This is a genomic window from Microbulbifer sediminum (genome assembly GCF_021729035.1).
GTDB lineage: Bacteria > Pseudomonadota > Gammaproteobacteria > Pseudomonadales > Cellvibrionaceae > Microbulbifer > Microbulbifer sediminum.
Genome location: NZ_JAJSAP010000006.1, coordinates 141,015 through 157,813, shown reverse-complemented (window position 1 = coordinate 157,813; position 16,799 = coordinate 141,015). Strand labels below are relative to the sequence as shown.

Here is a 16,799-nt window from a genome sequence, read left to right as displayed (position 1 = left end):
GTTATTGCTGACGGTTTGTTATGGATGGCACAGGTTAAGCCGCCAGTGTAGCGGTGACCGGTACGCTGTCAACCAGATGGCCAGGGAATGGTTTACAGACTGATTTCACACTTTTTGTCACGCCGGCTGGCACTGTGCCTGTTGTGCCAGGCGCCCGCAGGCAATGCGGCGGGGATCTGCACAAGCTGTGCGGCAGAGTTGCCGCAGCTGGGCTGCACCTGTCCCCGCTGCGCCCGCCCCCTGCCGGTAACGGCCACTTGCCCGCAGTGCCTGCGCCACCCCCCGGCGTTTGACGCTGCCCACTGTGCCTGGCACTACGCTTACCCCGTGGCGCAGCTTGTGCGACGCCTGAAGGACCACGGGGATATGGCAGCCGCCCACAGCCTCACCCTGCTCGCGGCAGAACGACTGCGGCCCGACGTCCCGCCTGACATCCTGGTGCCGGTCCCGCTGCACTGGCGCCGCTACTGGCAGCGCGGTTTCAACCAGGCCCAGGTCATCGCCGCAAGGCTGGGACACCACTGGCAGCTGCCTGTTGATACGGGCGCGTTGCGACGACTGAGGTCCGGCCCCAGCCAGCAACAGCTCAACCGCAGTCAGCGGCTGCGCAACCTGGAGGGCTGCTTTGCGGCGCACCGCCGGGTCGAGGGGCTGCGCATCGGACTGGTGGATGATGTCATGACCACCGGCGCCACCCTCGAGGCCGCCGCACGGAGCCTGCGACAGGCCGGCGCCCTGTCCATTTGCACCTTCGCAATGGCCAGAACCCCGTGACACTTCGTCCTCATCGGAAATAGACCCGATAGCGACATCCCGTCACAATAGCGCCCCGCGCCAGTCTGGTACCAGAGTCTCAACCATGACCAGCGCTGCTAACGTTATACCTAGTGACCAGCCGCTCGCATGCCGTCGAGCGCCAGACGGGAATTCCAGCGATGAGTGACAACAAGTTGCCGCACAGCGTGGTGATCAGCGGCACCGGCCTCTGGACACCGCCCCATTCGATCAGCAATGAAGAGCTGGTCGAGGCCTACAATCGTTTTGCCGAGCAGTTCAATACCGAGCACGCTGCGGCGATCGAGGCCGGAGAGGTGGCAGCCAAGCCGCTGTCATCGGCGGAATTTATCGAGAAGGCCTCGGGAATCAAGAGCCGCTACGTGGTCAGCCCCGAGGGCATCCTCGACCCGCAGCGTATGCGCCCCTTCCTGCCGGAACGCGCCGACGACGAGTTGTGCCTGCAGGCGGAAATGGGTGTCACCGCGGCGAAGGACGCCCTCGCTGCCGCGGGCAAGAAGCCAGGGGATATCGACGCAGTCATCGTGGGCGCATCCTACCTGCAGCGGGCCTACCCGGCGATTGCTATCGAGATCCAGGATGCACTGGGCATCGACGGCTTTGCCTTTGATATGGAAGTGGCCTGTTCCTCCGCCACCTTCGCCCTGCAACGGGCAGTGGATGCCATATGCTCGGGCTCGGCAGGGGCCGTGCTGGTGGTGAACCCGGAGCTGGCCTCGCCGCAGATCGACTTCACCGACCGCGACAGCCACTTCATTTTCGGTGACGTGGCAGTCGCAACCGTGGTGGAACGCCGTGAGACCTGCACCAGCAGCGATGCCTGGGAGATCCTCGGCACCCGCGCGAAAACCGTATTCTCCAACAATATCCGTTCCAACTTCGGCTACACGGCGCGCGCCGCGGATGTGGACCCGTTCGGTGATGGCAAGCTGTTTCGCCAGAACGGGCGCAAGGTGTTCAAGGAAGTCTGCCCCATGGCGGCGGCCCATATCGAGGAACACGTGCGCGATACCGGGGGTGAGCCGGCAGAACTGCCCCGCTACTGGCTGCACCAGGCCAATATCAACATGAACAACCTGATCGCGAAAAAGCTGATGGGCGATGCTGCCAGCGCCGAGCGCGCGCCGGTGGTCCTGGACCGCTACGCCAACACCGGCTGTGCCGGCTCCGTGATCGCCTTCCATCTCCATCGTGAGGACCTGCAGCCGGGCGATCGCGGTGTGATCTGCTCTTTTGGCGCGGGTTACTCCATCGGCAGCCTGGTGGTGGAGAAAATCCGGGCCTGAAGCAGCCCCTGTAAAGAATAACCAGATAGACACAAGGGCGGCCGCAGGGCCGCCTTTTTTGTGCCAGCACATTAACGTGCAGGAAGTACTGACCATCCGGCACTAATGGCGCTGACTATGATAAAAACGCGCAAAATCCTTTTCTAGGCGGATGCACAGTCCGACATTTGCAGGTTTTTAATATATACAGACTAGATTTTATCCCAACTGTAGATATAATCGCCACCTCACTGATCTCTTGACCCGTAATGGCCCGGTTTACGGCCCCAACTCCCCAGAAGTCCCATGTCATCTGCCACCACCATCACGCCGCCGGCAATACCCACCGTGGACCCTGCGCCCCACTCACTGTGCCGTCGCCGGGAACTGCTGCTCGACATCTTTGCCATGAACAGCTTCTCCTGGGCGATCGCCATCCCGATTGAGCTCCTGCTGGCCGGCCTGAGCCTGCAGGAGCATATCCAGGTGCGCCTGATGGCTGTCGTGTTCAACACACTGATCGCTCGCCCGTTCGGGGTGTATCGCACGTTGGTGGCGAACCGCTTCGGTGGCCGCGGCCCGCTCAACGCCTATCTGGTGGATACCTTTGTATTCCTGAGCTTCCAGTTCCCCCTTTACGTGGGGAATATGCTGCTGGGCGGAGCCAGCTGGGCCGAGATTGCCACGGCCAGCGCCACCTTCCTGCTGATTGCCGGCGCCCTGGGGCGCCCCTATGGAATGTATCTCGACTGGCTGCGCCGGGCGTGGATCAACTGGCGGTCCCGGGGTAGCGACACCGCCATGACCCTGAATCCTCAGTGAGGTGAACCGTGCTGGAAAACAACATTAAAAACAGTGACCTGACCATTGGCATCGTTGCCGGCACAGCCACGGATACCCGGTTCGGGCTCAATTTCCTGGCCGCACGCCAGGTCCGGGGGATCGGCCTTTCACTGTCCGCCTCCCCCCAGGCCCAGACCAACCTCCAGGCTCTGGATCGTAACGCCCTGACCACGCAGTTGGTCGACGCAATCATGGAGCTGCACCGGGCCGGGGCACGGGCCGCCATGATTTACTGCAATTCACTGTCCGGCGCCGTGAACCTGGACCAGGTGCGGGCCTCGTCCCCAATCGAGGTCATCTCCCCACTGGATGTCTACGCCGAGCTTACCAACCGCTATCGCAACTTTGGCTTGCTGGCGGCCAACTGCCAGAGTTGCGCCAACATCGAGCGGGAGATCCTGGCGCGCAACAACACCGCAAAAGTCATCGGCATCGGCAACCTGCAGATCGTCGAGGACATTGAGGACGCTGTACCACCCGAAGCGATCGTGCGACAGCACGCCCTGGATGACCTGGCCTCGGCGCTGGTCAAAAGTGGGGTACAGATCCTGATCCTGGGATGCACCCACTTCGATTACTTTTACCCGGAGCTGCTGCGGCACTGCGAGGGCATCCACCTGTTCCTGCCCTCCGAGCGCATGCTGGAACTGCTGCGCGGACGCTTACCCCAGGTGGCCTGAGCACCACCGCAGTCAGTACCTACGTACCCCAAACTGGCCGGTTTATCACCCGACCAGCCTTGTATAGTGCAGAGTTTTGCATTATCTAGTAGGGAGGATTGAACCCTATGGCGGCTGTGTCCGCCGGAAACTCCCGGACCGCAGGAATTGGTCCGCTCTGAAGCGAATGGTTACAAGGATGATAACTACCATCGATCGCGCTGGCAGTCGCGCGCGCGCCACGCTCGTGGCGTCCTGCCTGGCGGGTGCCGCGCCGGCCTCTGCCGCCCCACTGCCCGAAGTGCTCACCCATTACCAGGTCGCCCTGATCTGGCCGACACTGCTCGCCATTGGCATGGTGATCAGCGCCGCGATGGCCATGGTCTTCTGGCTCAGAGCCGGTCGGCTGGCACTGGAGTCGCGCTCAACGACCGAGCGTCTGAAAGCCGACATCAACAAGCTCTACCGGCGCGTACAGGCAGCCAACAACGAAATCGGCCGTCGCGATGCCCAGCTCAGTGAGACTCGCGACAGCATTGAGCTGCTCCGGCAAGAGCGGAATGACCTCCACGCAACCCTGAATCACCGGTTACAGCGGCCCCTGGAAGCCGTACAGGGCACACTGAACCTGCTACTGCGGGGCGGTGACCCGGAATCCGCAGGGCTGGCCGAAATGGCCCAGAGACAGCTGGAAGCGGCCATGCAGGCCCTGGCCCAGCTGCACCGCCGGAGCGGGACAGACACCGCTGCCGAGCCTGCCAGCATCCAACCGGCCCGCTCACCAGGCAGCCTGGCCGTGCTGCTGGTGGAGAACGAGGAGCAGGATACCCTCCTCGGCGCGCTGGAACAGCGCGGCCATCGCGTCCTGCGCACCACCAGCGGCATCGACGGTGCAGACGCCGCCGCCAGGGACAAATTCGATCTGGTCCTGATCGACTGCGACCTGCGCCAACTGGACTGTATCGAGGTTACGGGCAAGATTCGCCGGAATTGCGGGCGTGACCTGCCGATCTTCGCCCTGGTCAATGGGCTGCTCGGCGGCGAAAAGGAACGCTACCAGGCAGAGGGCCTGACCGGGGTGCTCGCCCGACCGGTAATGGAGACCCAGCTGCAGCAGTTGCTCAACTGGGTCTCCCGGCGGACCCGGCAGCAGCCCCGCCGCCCGGCCGGGGGAAATAGCACTCGCATGGTCAACACCGCCACCCTGGAGCGCCAACGGGACACACTTGGGCACCTGGCATTTGCTGAGCTGCTCAGCAGCCGTATCTCCATCCTGCCCAAGCGGATCACCTCCCTGACCAGCGCCCTGACCGGTCGACACTGGCTCGACGCCGAACAGCAGGCGCGGTCGGCTGCCGCAAGCTCCGAGGAGGTGGGCCTGGAAGCCATTGCCGCGCGCCTGCGCACCCTGGCAGACTCACTCGGCATCGACAGCGAGCGCGAGCACTGCCGTCACCAGCGCACGGAAATACTGAACATGATGCGCGCGTCCGTGCAGCAACTGAAAACCTGGCGGGAACGCAACGTACACACGGCCTGGGCGCTGAAGTGAGCCGCGAGTGCGGCAATGCGACACGGGGGTTGGCTTGAAAGGCGGCAGCAGGACCGCATTATAATTCAGCGAACCCCTTGTGAGAGAACCTATGACCGAGCAATACCCGATCAAGAGCCAGGAAGCACGCGAGCAGGCCGGGCGTGACCTCGCGACCCTCGTTTACCTGATCCAGGCCATCAGCCTGTTCACTGCAGTCCCCTTCTTCGTCGGGGTGCTGATCAACTACGTCAAACGCAGTGAAGTGCGCGGCACCATGGCCGAATCGCATTTCCGCTGGCAGATTCGCACTTTCTGGTTCAGCTTGCTGTGGTTTGTCATCGGTTCGCTGACGTGGTGGATCTTCGGCCTCGGCTTCCTGATCCTGGGAATCAGCTGGGTGTGGGTGGTCTACCGCGTGGTACGCGGCTGGCTGACGCTGGCAGACAACCGGCCCGCCTACTGATCGTTTCCAGGAGTCGGCCCGCCGCATCATTGCCGGCGGGTCCGGCCCCCACAGCTTCACTCCCGTCAGAAGCCCCCGGCCAGTGCCAGCATAAACAGATCCGGCGGCAGTTGCTGGCCGTTCACGCGCAGGTCACCGCGATTCACCTCCATATGCATCTGCAGCTCTTCTCCGTTCTGTAACAACAGGCCATATTCCCGCAGTGTGATCGCCTGCCCCACCAGGGGCGACTGCATCAGCGCCTGCTCAGCAGAGGTGAAGGTCATGGTCCCCACCATTGGTTGCAGCCACTGTCCCGGTGCCTGCTTTGCTGGACGCATACCCGCGGGCATGCCGAGCCAGTCCATCTCCAGATCCATCAGCATGGGGCCGTTAGCCGACTGGATCGCCGCCTGCTGCTGCAGCTGCAGCGGCCGGCGCATTATCTCTGGCCAATCGCGCTCTACAGCCGGGACCAGCAGAAGGGCGTGCAGGAAGTGCCCCAGGTCCGCCAGCGAGATATCCGGCAGGGTTAACTGCTGCTGTAGTGAAGTGACCGGGGTGGCGGATTGGACCTGTGGAACCTGCAGGTCGGAGTGGACACTCAGGTTGCCGTTGTCGAGCAGCCGGGCCTGTAGCTGCAGGGTGGCGTCGCGGACCTCCAGGGGCCCCGCGTCGGAGTCGGCCCTGAATTGCGGCAGGGACAGGGACAACTGACCGGAGTCACCGGGCACGAAGTGAAACTTGCCCGACACCACCGCGGACGAGAATTTATCCAGGGCAAACTGGCGCCGCTCCACCGCGCCAATCTCCAGCGTACCGGCGAGAGCAGTGCCGGCATAGTCGCTCTCCAGCACGATCTCGGCACCACCGAAAGTCAGCTCTCCACCATTGTCACTGCGGCTGAATGGTTCCAGCCTGAGTACATTGCGCACTTTGTTGTCGGCGCCGACCAGCGACTCCAGCACCGCTGGGCTGTGGTCGAGGCGGCCGTAGATTTTCTCCAGCTGGCCCCGCAGCGATGGGGCCAGCTGCTCCACCGCCAGCCGGGTTTCGCTGTACAGCAGGCCCACACGGGGACCCGCCGACGTGAACACAACCGGGCCGTGCTGGATCTCACTCCGCAGGCGGGTATCACCCTCACGGCCACTGACCCGGGTCTCGGCCGCGGCGCCAAACCAGCCGCGCCGGTAGCCAGTGTTCTCCATCCCCTGCAGCCGCGCGAACTGCTGCTGCCACTGCTGTTCAACCTGGGGACCGATGAATCCCGGGGCAGCGAGGGCAACAATGACCAGCAGGAACGTTAAGGCGAGGAGGGAAATCTTCAGCAGTTTCATCGGCATGGCAATATCTGTGGCTTTGCGCCGATGTTAGCAGATTCTGCATGGCAGGGAGCGCCCGGGGACCGGGCAGGCTCCCCCGGCAGCAAGTCAGCCACCAAGTGCCCTGGCCACGCGGGAATTGCTCTCGCGGCCCAGTTCTGCCGAGATGAAATCGCCTGCCGCCACCAGCCGCTTGAGGTCGACGCCGGTCTCGATACCCAGCCCGTCGAGCATATACAGCACATCCTCGCTGGCGACATTACCGGAAGCGCCGCGGGCATAGGGACAGCCTCCCAGTCCGGCCACCGCGGAGTCCACTACCGCCACGCCGGCCTGTAGCGCCGCATAGATATTTGCCAGGGCCTGGCCATAGGTATCGTGGAAATGCACCGCCAGCCTCTCCATCGGCACCCGGGACGCCACAGTCTCGATCATCCGCCGCGCGGCCTCCGGTGTGCCCACGCCGATGGTGTCCCCCAGGGAGATTTCGTAGCAGCCCATCTCCAGCAGCTCGGCACTCACCTCTGCAACTTTCTCCGGCGCAATATCGCCCTCGTAGGGACAGCCGAGCACGCAGGATACATAGCCGCGCACGGGAATCCCGTCAGTCCGGGCCTGCTGCAGCAATGGACGGAAACGCTCCAGGCTTTCGGCAATGGAGCAGTTGATATTTTTTTGCGTGAAGGACTCGGAGGCAGCACCGAACACCGCCACCTCGTCGGCACGGGCCTGTAGCGCCCGCTCGTAACCTTTCATATTCGGGGTCAGGGCGCTGTAGGTAACACCCGGGCGGCGCTGGATGCCGGCCAGCACCTCTTCGCTGGCCGCCATCTGCGGTACCCATTTCGGGCTGACAAAGCTACCCGCCTCGATCACCGGCAGGCCAGCGGCGCTCAAGCGGTCTATCAGTGCCACACGTGTGGCGACGGAAATTTCCTGTTTCTCATTCTGCAGGCCGTCGCGGGGACCCACTTCAACCATTTTTACTCTAGCTGGCAGGGACACGCTTAATCCTCCGCTACAAAATCAATCAACAGGCTGCCGCCATCTACCAGTTCGCCGGCAGCACAGAAATACTGTTGGACGGTACCGGCCGCAGGGGCGCGCAGGGTGTGTTCCATTTTCATTGCCTCCATCACCAGCAGCGGCTGGTCTTTTTCCACCGTGCTGCCAGCCTCCACCAGCAGGGAGACAATAGTCCCATTCATGGGCGCTTCCAGGCCCAGCGCATGGTCACCGCCCTCACCGATATCTGGCGGCAGCAGGCGGAACTCCACCTGCTGGCCATCGAAAAACACTGAACCGCCTCCCGCAGTATCCACACTGGATAACGCCATGCGGCGACCGTCGGGCAGTGAAATATCCTCACCCGGCAACAGGCGCAGCTGGCCGTCCAGCATTTCCTCGTCGCCGGCAGAGCAGTTCCACTGCAGGCGATCGCCCACCACCGAGAAACTGAGCTGTGCATGCAGGCCGTGGTAATCGACTACATGATTCCGCTGGCTGGTCAGGTTACTGCGCCAGTTATCCCCGGCATGCCAGGGCGAATACTGGTCGCCGGCTGGCGCCCGCTCACGCATCTCGCGCATCTCCCGGCGGTAGATGGCCACCGCCATGGCAGCGCACTTGAGTGCCGTGAGTTTTCGCTGGGGCTGTAACACTTCACCCGAGTGATCGTCGATAAAGTGCGTGGTGACGCGCCCCTCGGCAAAGTCCGGCTGGTTGATCACCCGACGCAGGAACTCGATATTGTGTCGTACACCGGCAATCTGGTATTCGCCCAGAGCGCGGTCCAGCTTCGCGAGCGCCTCGCGGCGGCTGCGGCCATGGCAGATCAGCTTTGCGATCATCGGGTCGTAGTGCACGCTGATTTCGTCACCGTCGCGCACACCGGTATCCACGCGCACCGAATCGGTCTCCCGCGGCGGTCGATGGCGCAGCAGGGTGCCGGTAGCCGGCAGGAAATCGCTGTCCGGGTCCTCGGCATAAATCCGCACTTCCATGGCGTGCCCGTCGATGCGGAGGTCATCCTGCTTCATCGGCAGCGCTTCGCCGGCAGCAACCGCCAGCTGCCAGGCCACCAGGTCCTGGCCGGTGATCATCTCGGTCACCGGGTGCTCCACCTGCAGGCGGGTATTCATTTCCATAAAGTAGAAGTCGCCACTGGCATCGAGCAGGAACTCCACTGTACCGGCCCCCACATAGCCAATGGCGTGGGCCGCGCGCAGGCCCGCCTCGCCCATTTCGCGCCGCAGGTCCTCGCCCAGGCCCGGTGCGGGCGCCTCCTCGACCACCTTCTGGTGACGGCGCTGTACGGAGCAATCGCGCTCGAACAGGTAAACGCCATTTCCCTGGCCGTCGCAGAACACCTGGATTTCCACATGGCGCGGGCCCAGTACGTAACGCTCTACCAGCATCAGGTCATCGCCAAATGCGTTCTTCGCCTCGCGCTTGGCAGCCTCCAGGGCTTCATGGAAATCCGCGGGACTATCCACCCGTCGCATCCCCTTGCCACCGCCACCGGCAGCGGCCTTCAGCAACACCGGATAGCCGATGCGCTCTGCGTGCGCGGCCAGCGTATCGGCATCCTGGTCATTGCCGTGATAGCCCGGTACCAGCGGCACATTGGCCTCCTCCATGATCCGCTTGGCCGCGGACTTGGACCCCATAGCCTCGATGGCGCTGGCGGGCGGGCCGACAAAGATAACGTCCGCTTCTGCACAAGCGCGACAGAAGCCGGCATTCTCGGACAGGAAGCCGTAGCCGGGATGGATGGCATCGGCACCGGTTTGCCGGGCAGCGGCAATCACCTTGTCGATGTCCAGGTAAGATTCACGAGCGGGCGCCGGCCCCAGGCGTACCGCCTCGTCAGCCAGCTGCACGTGCAATGCATTGGCATCCGCGTCCGAGTACACGGCGACGGTCGCCACACCCAGGCGGCGCGCAGTACGGATGACGCGGCAGGCAATTTCGCCGCGATTGGCAATCAACAATTTGCGAATCATGCTTTGCTCTTCATTCACTGGGGCTGCCGGCCACAAGCCTCGGCGGCAGCTCGGTCTTGCTGTAAGAAAGGCGCTTAGTCGTCGCTGCCCTTCATCCACGCCGGGGCGCGCTTGTCGAGAAACGCCTGCAGGCCCTCCTGCCCCTCCGGGGATACCCGCACTGCAGCGATCAGGGCACTGGTCTGGCCCTGTAATTCCTCGTTGACCACCCGGTTGGACATGGACATGGCCAGCTGCTTGGCCATGGCCACCGCGCGGGGGCCGTTGTCGGTAATGGTGTTCACCAGTTTCTGTACCGTCAGGTCCACCTCGCCCTCGGGACAGACTTCCGAAACCAGGCCGATCTCCCGTGCGCGCTCCGCAGAAAAACGCTCGGCGGTGACGAAATAGCGACGAGCCTGGCGGGCACCGATGGCATTGATCACATAGGGGCTGATGGTGGCCGGCAGCAGGCCGATTTTCACCTCGGACAGGCAAAAGCTGGCTCTCTCGCTCGCCACCGCGATATCACAACAGCTCACCAGGCCAACGGCCCCACCAAATGCTGCGCCCTGTACCCGCGCGATCGTAGGTGCAGGGAAGTTATCCAGTTTATGCAGCATCGCCGCCAGACCCGCGGCATCGCGGCGATTGTCCTCTTCCGAGTAGTTCGCCATGCGCTTCATCCAGTTGAGGTCGGCACCGGCGGAGAAGTTCTTGCCCTCCGACGCCAGCACCAGGGCGCGCACTCCGGGCTGCTTCGCCAGCCGGTCGAATGTCTCGCCCAGCTGTTGGATGAGGTCATCGTCAAAGGCATTGTGGATTTCCGGGCGGTTGAGGGTAACCGTAGCCACACCTTCGCTGTCGACTTCGCTCAGCAGCTTGTCTGTCATGTTCAGGTCCTTGTATTCGGGCGTGTTTCAGTGGTTCTTATGGCAGCGGCCTTGCGGCAGTTACATGCGGAATACGCCGAACTTCGTCTCTTCCGGCTCGCGATGTGTTGCGGCCGCCAGGCAGAGGCCGAGCACCCGGCGGGTGTCTGCGGGATCGATTACGCCATCGTCCCACAGGCGCGCCGACGCATAATAGGGGTGCCCCTGGTGTTCGTAGTTGTCAACGATCGGCTGGCGGAATGCCTGCTCCTCGTCGGCACTCCACTGCTCACCGCGCGCCTCCATCTGGTCCCGCTTCACCTGGGCCAGCACGCCGGCGGCCTGCTCACCACCCATCACCGAAATACGGGCATTGGGCCACATAAAGAGGAAGTTGGGATCGTAGGCCCGGCCGCACATGCCATAGTTGCCCGCACCGAAGGAGCCGCCGATCAGGATGGTGATCTTCGGAACCTTCGCGGTGGCCACCGCGGTCACCATCTTGGCACCGTGCTTGGCGATTCCGCCCGCCTCGTACTGTTTGCCCACCATAAAGCCGGTGATGTTCTGCAGGAATACCAGCGGGATCTTGCGCTGGGCACAGAGCTCGATGAAGTGTGCACCTTTCTGCGCGCTCTCGGCGAACAGAATGCCGTTATTGGCGACAATGCCCACGGGGTAACCATGGATCCGGGCAAACCCGGTTACCAGAGTGGTGCCATACAGGGCCTTGAACTCGTCAAACTCAGAACCGTCCACCACGCGCGCGATAATTTCGCGTACATCATAGGGCTGGCGTGAATCTGCCGGCACCACACCGTAAATTTCCTCGGGCGGGTAGATCGGCTCTACCGGGCGCTGAACGTCGAGACCCGGGTTTTTCATCCGGTTGAGGCGGCTGACCGAGCGGCGTGCGAGCTCCAGTGCGTGGACGTCATTGTTGGCGTAGTGGTCGGATACCCCTGACGTGCGGCAGTGCACCTCGGCCCCGCCGAGCTCCTCCGCAGACACCACCTCACCGGTGGCAGCCTTCACCAGCGGCGGGCCGGCCAGGAAAATGGTGGCCTGCTCTTTCACCATGATCGACTCATCCGCCATCGCCGGCACATAGGCACCACCGGCGGTACAGCTGCCCATCACCACCGCGATCTGCGGGATATTCTTCGCAGACAGGTTGGCCTGGTTGTAGAAGATGCGGCCGAAGTGCTCCCGGTCCGGGAACACATCATCCTGGCGCGGCAGGTTGGCGCCACCGGAATCCACCAGGTAGATACAGGGAAGGTTGTTCTGCTCGGCGATGGCCTGTGCACGCAGGTGTTTTTTCACGGTCAGCGGGTAATAGGTGCCACCCTTCACAGTCGCATCATTGGCGACGATGACACAGGGCTGTCCGGAAACAGTGCCGATCCCGGTAATAATACCGGCTGCCGGCACCTCCTCACCGTAGACCTCGTGCGCCGCCAGCTGGGAAAACTCCAGGAAAGGACAGCCGGGATCCAGCAGTGCATCGATACGGTCCCGGGGCAAAAGTTTGCCGCGTGAGAGGTGCTTTTCCCTGGCCCGCTCACCACCACCGCGGGCGATGGTTTCCACCTTATCGCGCAGGTCCGCGACCAGTTCTTCCATCTTGGCGCGATTATCGGCAAAGCTGGGATCGCGGGGATTAATTTTGCTCTGTAGCTGGTTCATAAACTCTGATTCACCTTTACAGGGAAACCTTGTCTGATCTGCGGGAGCGACCGTTGGCCGCGCTAATTCATGCAGGCAATGCTGCATCGGGCTCGGCAAATCGCTGCTCCCACCCAAAACACGGCGGCCGGGAATCAACGGGTTTCGTTGAACAGCTCACGACCGATCAGCATACGGCGCACCTCGGAGGTGCCGGCTCCGATTTCATACAACTTGGCATCACGCAACAGGCGTCCGGTGGCATACTCATTGATGTAACCGTTGCCGCCCAGGGTCTGGATCGCCTGCAGGGCCATCTGGGTAGCGCGCTCGGCGGTAAACAGGATGACCGCAGCAGCATCCTTGCGTGAGTCCTCACCGCGATCACAGGCCTGTGCCACCGCGTAGAGGTAAGCACGGCTGGCATTGAGGTCGGCGTACATATCCGCCAGCTTGCCCTGCATCAGCTGGAATTCGCCGATGGCCTTGCCGAACTGCTTGCGCTCATGCACGTAGGGCACCACCACATCCAGGCAGGCCTGCATGATACCTACCGGCCCGCCAGAGAGGATGGTGCGTTCATAATCGAGGCCGCTCATCAGTACCCGAACCCCGCCGTTCAGCTCGCCGAGGATATTCTCCTCCGGGACCTCACAGTCCTCGAATACCAGCTCGCAGGTGTTGGAGCCCCGCATGCCCAGCTTGTCGAGTTTCTGCGCCTGGGAAAAGCCCTTGAAACCGCGCTCGACGATAAAGGCGGTGATCCCACCCGAGCTGATGCCGGGCTCGGTGCGCGCGTAGATCACATAAGTGTCTGCATCGGGGCCGTTGGTGATCCACATCTTGTTGCCGTTGAGAATAAAGCGGTCGCCTTTTTTCTCCGCACGCAGCTGCAGGCTGACGACATCGGAACCGCTGTTGGGCTCGCTCATCGCCAGGGCGCCGACGTGCTCGCCGGAACAGAGTTTCGGTAGATATTTTTCTTTCTGCGCCTGACTGCCGTTCTTGCGAATCTGGTTGACGCACAGGTTGGAGTGCGCACCGTAGGACAGGCCCACCGAGGCGGAAGCCCGGGAGATTTCCTCCATCGCCACCGCATGGGCCAGGTAACCCATGTTGGAACCGCCGAACTCCTCCTCGACTGTCATGCCCAGCAGGCCCAGCTCGCCGAATTTTTTCCACATGTCGGCTGGAAACTGGTTGTCCTCATCAATCTGTGCTGCCCGCGGTGCCAGTTCTGCCTGGCAGAACTTGTAGACCATGTCACGCAGCATATCGACATCTTCACCGAGGCCGAAGTTGAGGGTGCGATAGGCGGTATTCATAGCGACTCCGTATGTATATCTCTCATCAATGTTCTTTGTTTTTTGCCAGCGAGGCCCGGGTGCGGGCCTCCGCCTCATCCAGTTCACCCATCAGGCTCTGGATATCGCGCAGCTGCTGCTGCAGTTGCGTGCGTTTTTGTTCGATGTGTTGCAGCAGGCGCTGTAGCTGCTCGACATTGCCGTGCTCCGGGTCGTACATGTCGATGATCTCGCGGCTCTCGTCCAGGGAGAACCCGAGCCGCTTGCCGCGCAGGATCAGCATCAGGCGCACCCGGTCCTCGGGGCGGTAGATGCGCGTCTGGCCCCGGCGGGCCGGGCTGATCAGGCCCTTGTCCTCATAGAAGCGGATGGCACGGGTGGTAATCCCGAACTCTTTTGCCAGATCGGAGATGCTGTAGCTGGCGGGCTCGGCCCCTCCCCGGGGATCCGCTTCGGATTTGCGCTGCTCGGACTTCATATCGGTTTCCTGGAAGAATGCCGGGAGACTAGCAGAGCTTTACGTTAACGTAAACGTAAAGGCTGAAGGTGAGGCCGACCCTTGCCCGCAAGCCGGTCACAACTGGAGCAGGTCGGGGATCAGGAGGGAATCAGGCGCCCTGCAGCTGCCTCAGCTGGTTATCCAGCAGCTTTTGGTAGGTGTCGTTCAGCCCGGTTACCGCAGCCCCCCAGTTGGCGGAGTGCACCGCGATGCGCCCCTCCAGGGATGGCGATGAGAGCAGGTCCTCGTGCAATGCCAGGTCCCGGGCCTGCCCCAGCAGCGGCTCGCCAGCGAAGTCTGCGGTTTCGAGCGCCGCCGGTAACACCGCAGTGGCCAGCTGCAGGCCACTGGAGCGGCCAGCTGCCTGCAGCTCGCGCAGAAGCAGGCCGCAGCACACCGCCCGGAAGGCGGCATCGGCGCCGCAGAAGCCCAGGCCCTGCTGGGGACCGGCATGCTTCAGCGTACGGGCGTCATAGATCCTGCCCAGCAACTGCAGGCGCTCGCGCAGCTCCGCCTGCAAGCGCTCCAGCGCCGACCGGCTAAGCTGGTTGCCCAACTGGCTCCAGTTCAGCGGACGCAGGTAAAGGCCCACCTCCACCTCGGGTTCCGGTTCCGGCGCCGGCACAGGGCGGGCCGCCACCACCGGCGTGCGCCGGGCGGCCAGGCTGCCGACGGCCAGGGCCGCGGCGGCACTCACCGGCAGCGCGAACACCAGGCTCAACAGCAGGCTGGCCCACGGATAGCGCACGCCGGCACCGGGGTGCAGGTGGACAATCACGTTGCCGGCGATACTGTCATGCAATACCACCGGCGCACTGACGGCCTCTCCGCTGTCCAGATCGCCTGCCTGGGCCAGGGCATTGGACTCCACGTCCTGGATGGCGATGCCCGAAATTACCGGCAGCTCCAGCATGTTTTTTGCCAGCAGCTGCAAGCTGATACGGTCCCCGGCGACGATACTCTCGAGGCTCTGGCTGGCCAGCACGGATGCGGCCACCTCCGCCGTCGCCCGGTCGCGGTCGATCGCCGCGTCGCGCTGGCCCGCATAGTAGTTGCTGAGCGCCACCGCGCAGAAACACGCCAGCACCAGCCAGATGCCGGCGGCAATCAGCTGCTGGCGAAGGTACCGGGGCATCTGCGCGTAGATTCGCTGGATTTCTTTTTTCAGGGTGCTCATGGGCGCACACATTTTTCTGGTTCTGTTGCGGTGGATTTTAGCGAATATTGCCCCCGGGGCTATAATGCCTGCCCCGCAAAATCACAACACGGAAGGGCACCATGGGCTCGACGCCAGACTACCGGGAATTCCAGCCGTCGCTGGAAACATTGATGCAACGGGCAGCGGACGCGACGCTGCGCTACCTGGATTACCGCTCCGGCAGGGCGCAGATCGGCATTGAGTACCGCGAGGCCGCCCCGTTTGAAGGCCCGTCCACCGCCCCATCCGAGATGCCCCGGGAAGCGCCTGCGGTCTCTGCGCCCTGGTGCGTCACCCTTCTTTCGCCGGCGGCAACGCTGGACCAGCTCCAGACACTGCTGGCTTTCTTCCGTGAACGGGGGTGGGCGCTGCACGCCGTGGACACACTGTCACGGGCGCGTGAGCGCACCGTCCTGCGTTTCCAGCTGGAGGCGGAGCTGGAATTCAACCCGGCCCGGCATGCCTGCCTACAACTGGCAGAAAAGATCGGTGTTGACCTGGTACTGCAGGCCGGCCCCACGCAACGCCCCCCAAGGCTGGCGGGCTTCGACATGGATTCGACCCTGATCGATGCAGAGGTTATCGACGAACTGGCCAAGATTACCGGTATCGGCGACCGCGTCGCCGCCATTACCGAGGCCGCCATGCGTGGGGAGCTGGATTTTCGCCAGAGCTTCAAGAAACGGATGGCCCTGCTGCGTGGTTTTTCCGAGCAGCGCCTGGCAGAAATCGCACCGCAACTGCCCATCAAGGAAGGCGCCCGGGAGCTGTTGCAATCCCTTCGGGCACTGGGCTGCAAGACGACAATCCTGTCCGGCGGCTTCACCTATTTCGCCGACTACCTGCAGCGGGAGAAGCTGGCGGTGGACTTTATCCATGCCAATGAACTGGAGTTCGCAGACGGGGTACTCACCGGCGAGGTGATTGAACCGATCGTGGACGGCCAGCGCAAACGCGTCCTGCTGGGCCAGATGGCCGAGGAACACGGTCTGGGGCTGGAAAGCGTAATTGCGGTGGGAGACGGGGCCAACGATATCCCCATGCTGAACCTCGGGGCCCTGGGTATCGCCATCCATCCCAAGCCCAAGGTCAGACTCGAGGCCCCGCAGGCCATCACCCACTTCGGGCTGGACGCGGCCCTCTACCTGTTTGGCCTCAACGACAGACAGATCGCCGCACTGCGGGCCGGCTGATCAGCCGGCGGCGAAGGCGTGCGGGAGTGGCAGCGACGGCGGCTTGCCGCGCTCGAAGCAGGCCTGCTGCTCGCTGCAACCGGCAAACGCCAGCAGTGCCAATAAACCGAGTACTTTTATCCAGCGCATGACCCCGCGCCTCCTGTCTGCTCTTGTTCTGAATCGCTCATCCCTGAACGGGGCTGGCTACCCGCGGGAGAGGTCGAATATACCCCATCCCC

General features: G+C 63.1%; 16 protein-coding genes. 7 read left to right on the top strand and 9 right to left on the bottom strand.

The genetic code is table 11. The features are described 5' to 3' along the window. Positions 1 to 87: 87 nt before the first annotated feature. The 6 genes from LVD11_RS12010 (at position 88) to LVD11_RS11985 (ending at position 5,559) form a co-directional block, all read left to right on the top strand. Entirely contained in the window at positions 88 to 774 is a 687-nt protein-coding gene (locus LVD11_RS12010; RefSeq protein WP_237059331.1) for a ComFC family protein, read from the top strand. Between the two features lie 161 nt (positions 775 to 935). Continuing rightward, positions 936 to 2,081, top strand: coding sequence for a beta-ketoacyl-ACP synthase III (locus LVD11_RS12005; RefSeq protein WP_237059330.1), 1,146 nt, complete (start codon positions 936 to 938; stop codon positions 2,079 to 2,081). 285 nt (positions 2,082 to 2,366) lie between these two features. After that, complete coding sequence (gene alaE, locus LVD11_RS12000; RefSeq protein WP_237059329.1) at positions 2,367 to 2,882, top strand: L-alanine exporter AlaE; 516 nt, start codon at positions 2,367 to 2,369, stop codon at positions 2,880 to 2,882. Between the two features lie 8 nt (positions 2,883 to 2,890). Next, complete coding sequence (locus LVD11_RS11995) at positions 2,891 to 3,583, top strand: aspartate/glutamate racemase family protein (RefSeq protein WP_237059328.1); 693 nt, start codon at positions 2,891 to 2,893, stop codon at positions 3,581 to 3,583. 178 nt (positions 3,584 to 3,761) lie between these two features. After that, on the top strand, positions 3,762 to 5,114 hold the full coding sequence (locus LVD11_RS11990) for a response regulator (protein WP_237059327.1): 1,353 nt from the start codon (positions 3,762 to 3,764) through the stop codon (positions 5,112 to 5,114). A gap of 91 nt (positions 5,115 to 5,205) precedes the next feature. Further along, on the top strand, positions 5,206 to 5,559 hold the full coding sequence (locus LVD11_RS11985) for a DUF4870 family protein (RefSeq protein ID WP_237059326.1): 354 nt from the start codon (positions 5,206 to 5,208) through the stop codon (positions 5,557 to 5,559). A gap of 65 nt (positions 5,560 to 5,624) precedes the next feature. Here LVD11_RS11985 and LVD11_RS11980 read toward each other — a convergent pair whose 3' ends face one another. From LVD11_RS11980 to LVD11_RS11945, 8 genes are all read right to left on the bottom strand, one after another. Beyond that, positions 5,625 to 6,881 carry a DUF945 family protein gene (locus LVD11_RS11980; protein WP_237059325.1) on the bottom strand — a complete coding sequence of 419 codons (1,257 nt, stop codon included), beginning with the start codon at positions 6,879 to 6,881 and terminating at the stop codon, positions 5,625 to 5,627. A gap of 87 nt (positions 6,882 to 6,968) precedes the next feature. Beyond that, positions 6,969 to 7,865: a hydroxymethylglutaryl-CoA lyase gene (locus LVD11_RS11975; RefSeq protein ID WP_237059324.1), complete on the bottom strand. Its 897-nt coding sequence runs from the start codon at positions 7,863 to 7,865 to the stop codon at positions 6,969 to 6,971. A gap of 2 nt (positions 7,866 to 7,867) precedes the next feature. After that, complete coding sequence (locus LVD11_RS11970) at positions 7,868 to 9,865, bottom strand: acetyl/propionyl/methylcrotonyl-CoA carboxylase subunit alpha (RefSeq protein WP_237059322.1); 1,998 nt, start codon at positions 9,863 to 9,865, stop codon at positions 7,868 to 7,870. 74 nt (positions 9,866 to 9,939) lie between these two features. Beyond that, positions 9,940 to 10,737 (bottom strand): enoyl-CoA hydratase/isomerase family protein, encoded by a 798-nt coding sequence (locus LVD11_RS11965; RefSeq protein WP_237059320.1) that lies wholly within the window; start codon positions 10,735 to 10,737, stop codon positions 9,940 to 9,942. Positions 10,738 to 10,797: 60 nt separating this feature from the next. After that, complete coding sequence (locus LVD11_RS11960) at positions 10,798 to 12,405, bottom strand: carboxyl transferase domain-containing protein (protein ID WP_237059318.1); 1,608 nt, start codon at positions 12,403 to 12,405, stop codon at positions 10,798 to 10,800. 134 nt (positions 12,406 to 12,539) lie between these two features. Continuing rightward, positions 12,540 to 13,709 carry an isovaleryl-CoA dehydrogenase gene (locus LVD11_RS11955; protein ID WP_237059316.1) on the bottom strand — a complete coding sequence of 390 codons (1,170 nt, stop codon included), beginning with the start codon at positions 13,707 to 13,709 and terminating at the stop codon, positions 12,540 to 12,542. 25 nt (positions 13,710 to 13,734) lie between these two features. Further along, entirely contained in the window at positions 13,735 to 14,166 is a 432-nt protein-coding gene (locus LVD11_RS11950; RefSeq protein WP_237059314.1) for a MerR family transcriptional regulator, read from the bottom strand. 130 nt (positions 14,167 to 14,296) lie between these two features. Next, the gene (locus LVD11_RS11945; protein WP_237059313.1) at positions 14,297 to 15,364 is read right to left on the bottom strand and encodes a hypothetical protein; all 1,068 of its coding nucleotides are present in this window, start codon (positions 15,362 to 15,364) and stop codon (positions 14,297 to 14,299) included. Between the two features lie 101 nt (positions 15,365 to 15,465). Here LVD11_RS11945 and serB point away from each other — a divergent pair, with 101 nt between their 5' ends. Next, a complete protein-coding gene (gene serB, locus LVD11_RS11940) occupies positions 15,466 to 16,578 on the top strand; it encodes a phosphoserine phosphatase SerB (protein ID WP_237059312.1) in 1,113 nt (370 codons plus the stop codon). Here serB and LVD11_RS16925 read toward each other — a convergent pair whose 3' ends face one another. After that, positions 16,579 to 16,707, bottom strand: a complete 129-nt coding sequence (locus LVD11_RS16925) for a hypothetical protein (protein WP_255775625.1) — start codon at positions 16,705 to 16,707, stop codon at positions 16,579 to 16,581. It lies immediately after the preceding gene. Positions 16,708 to 16,799: the final 92 nt, after the last annotated feature.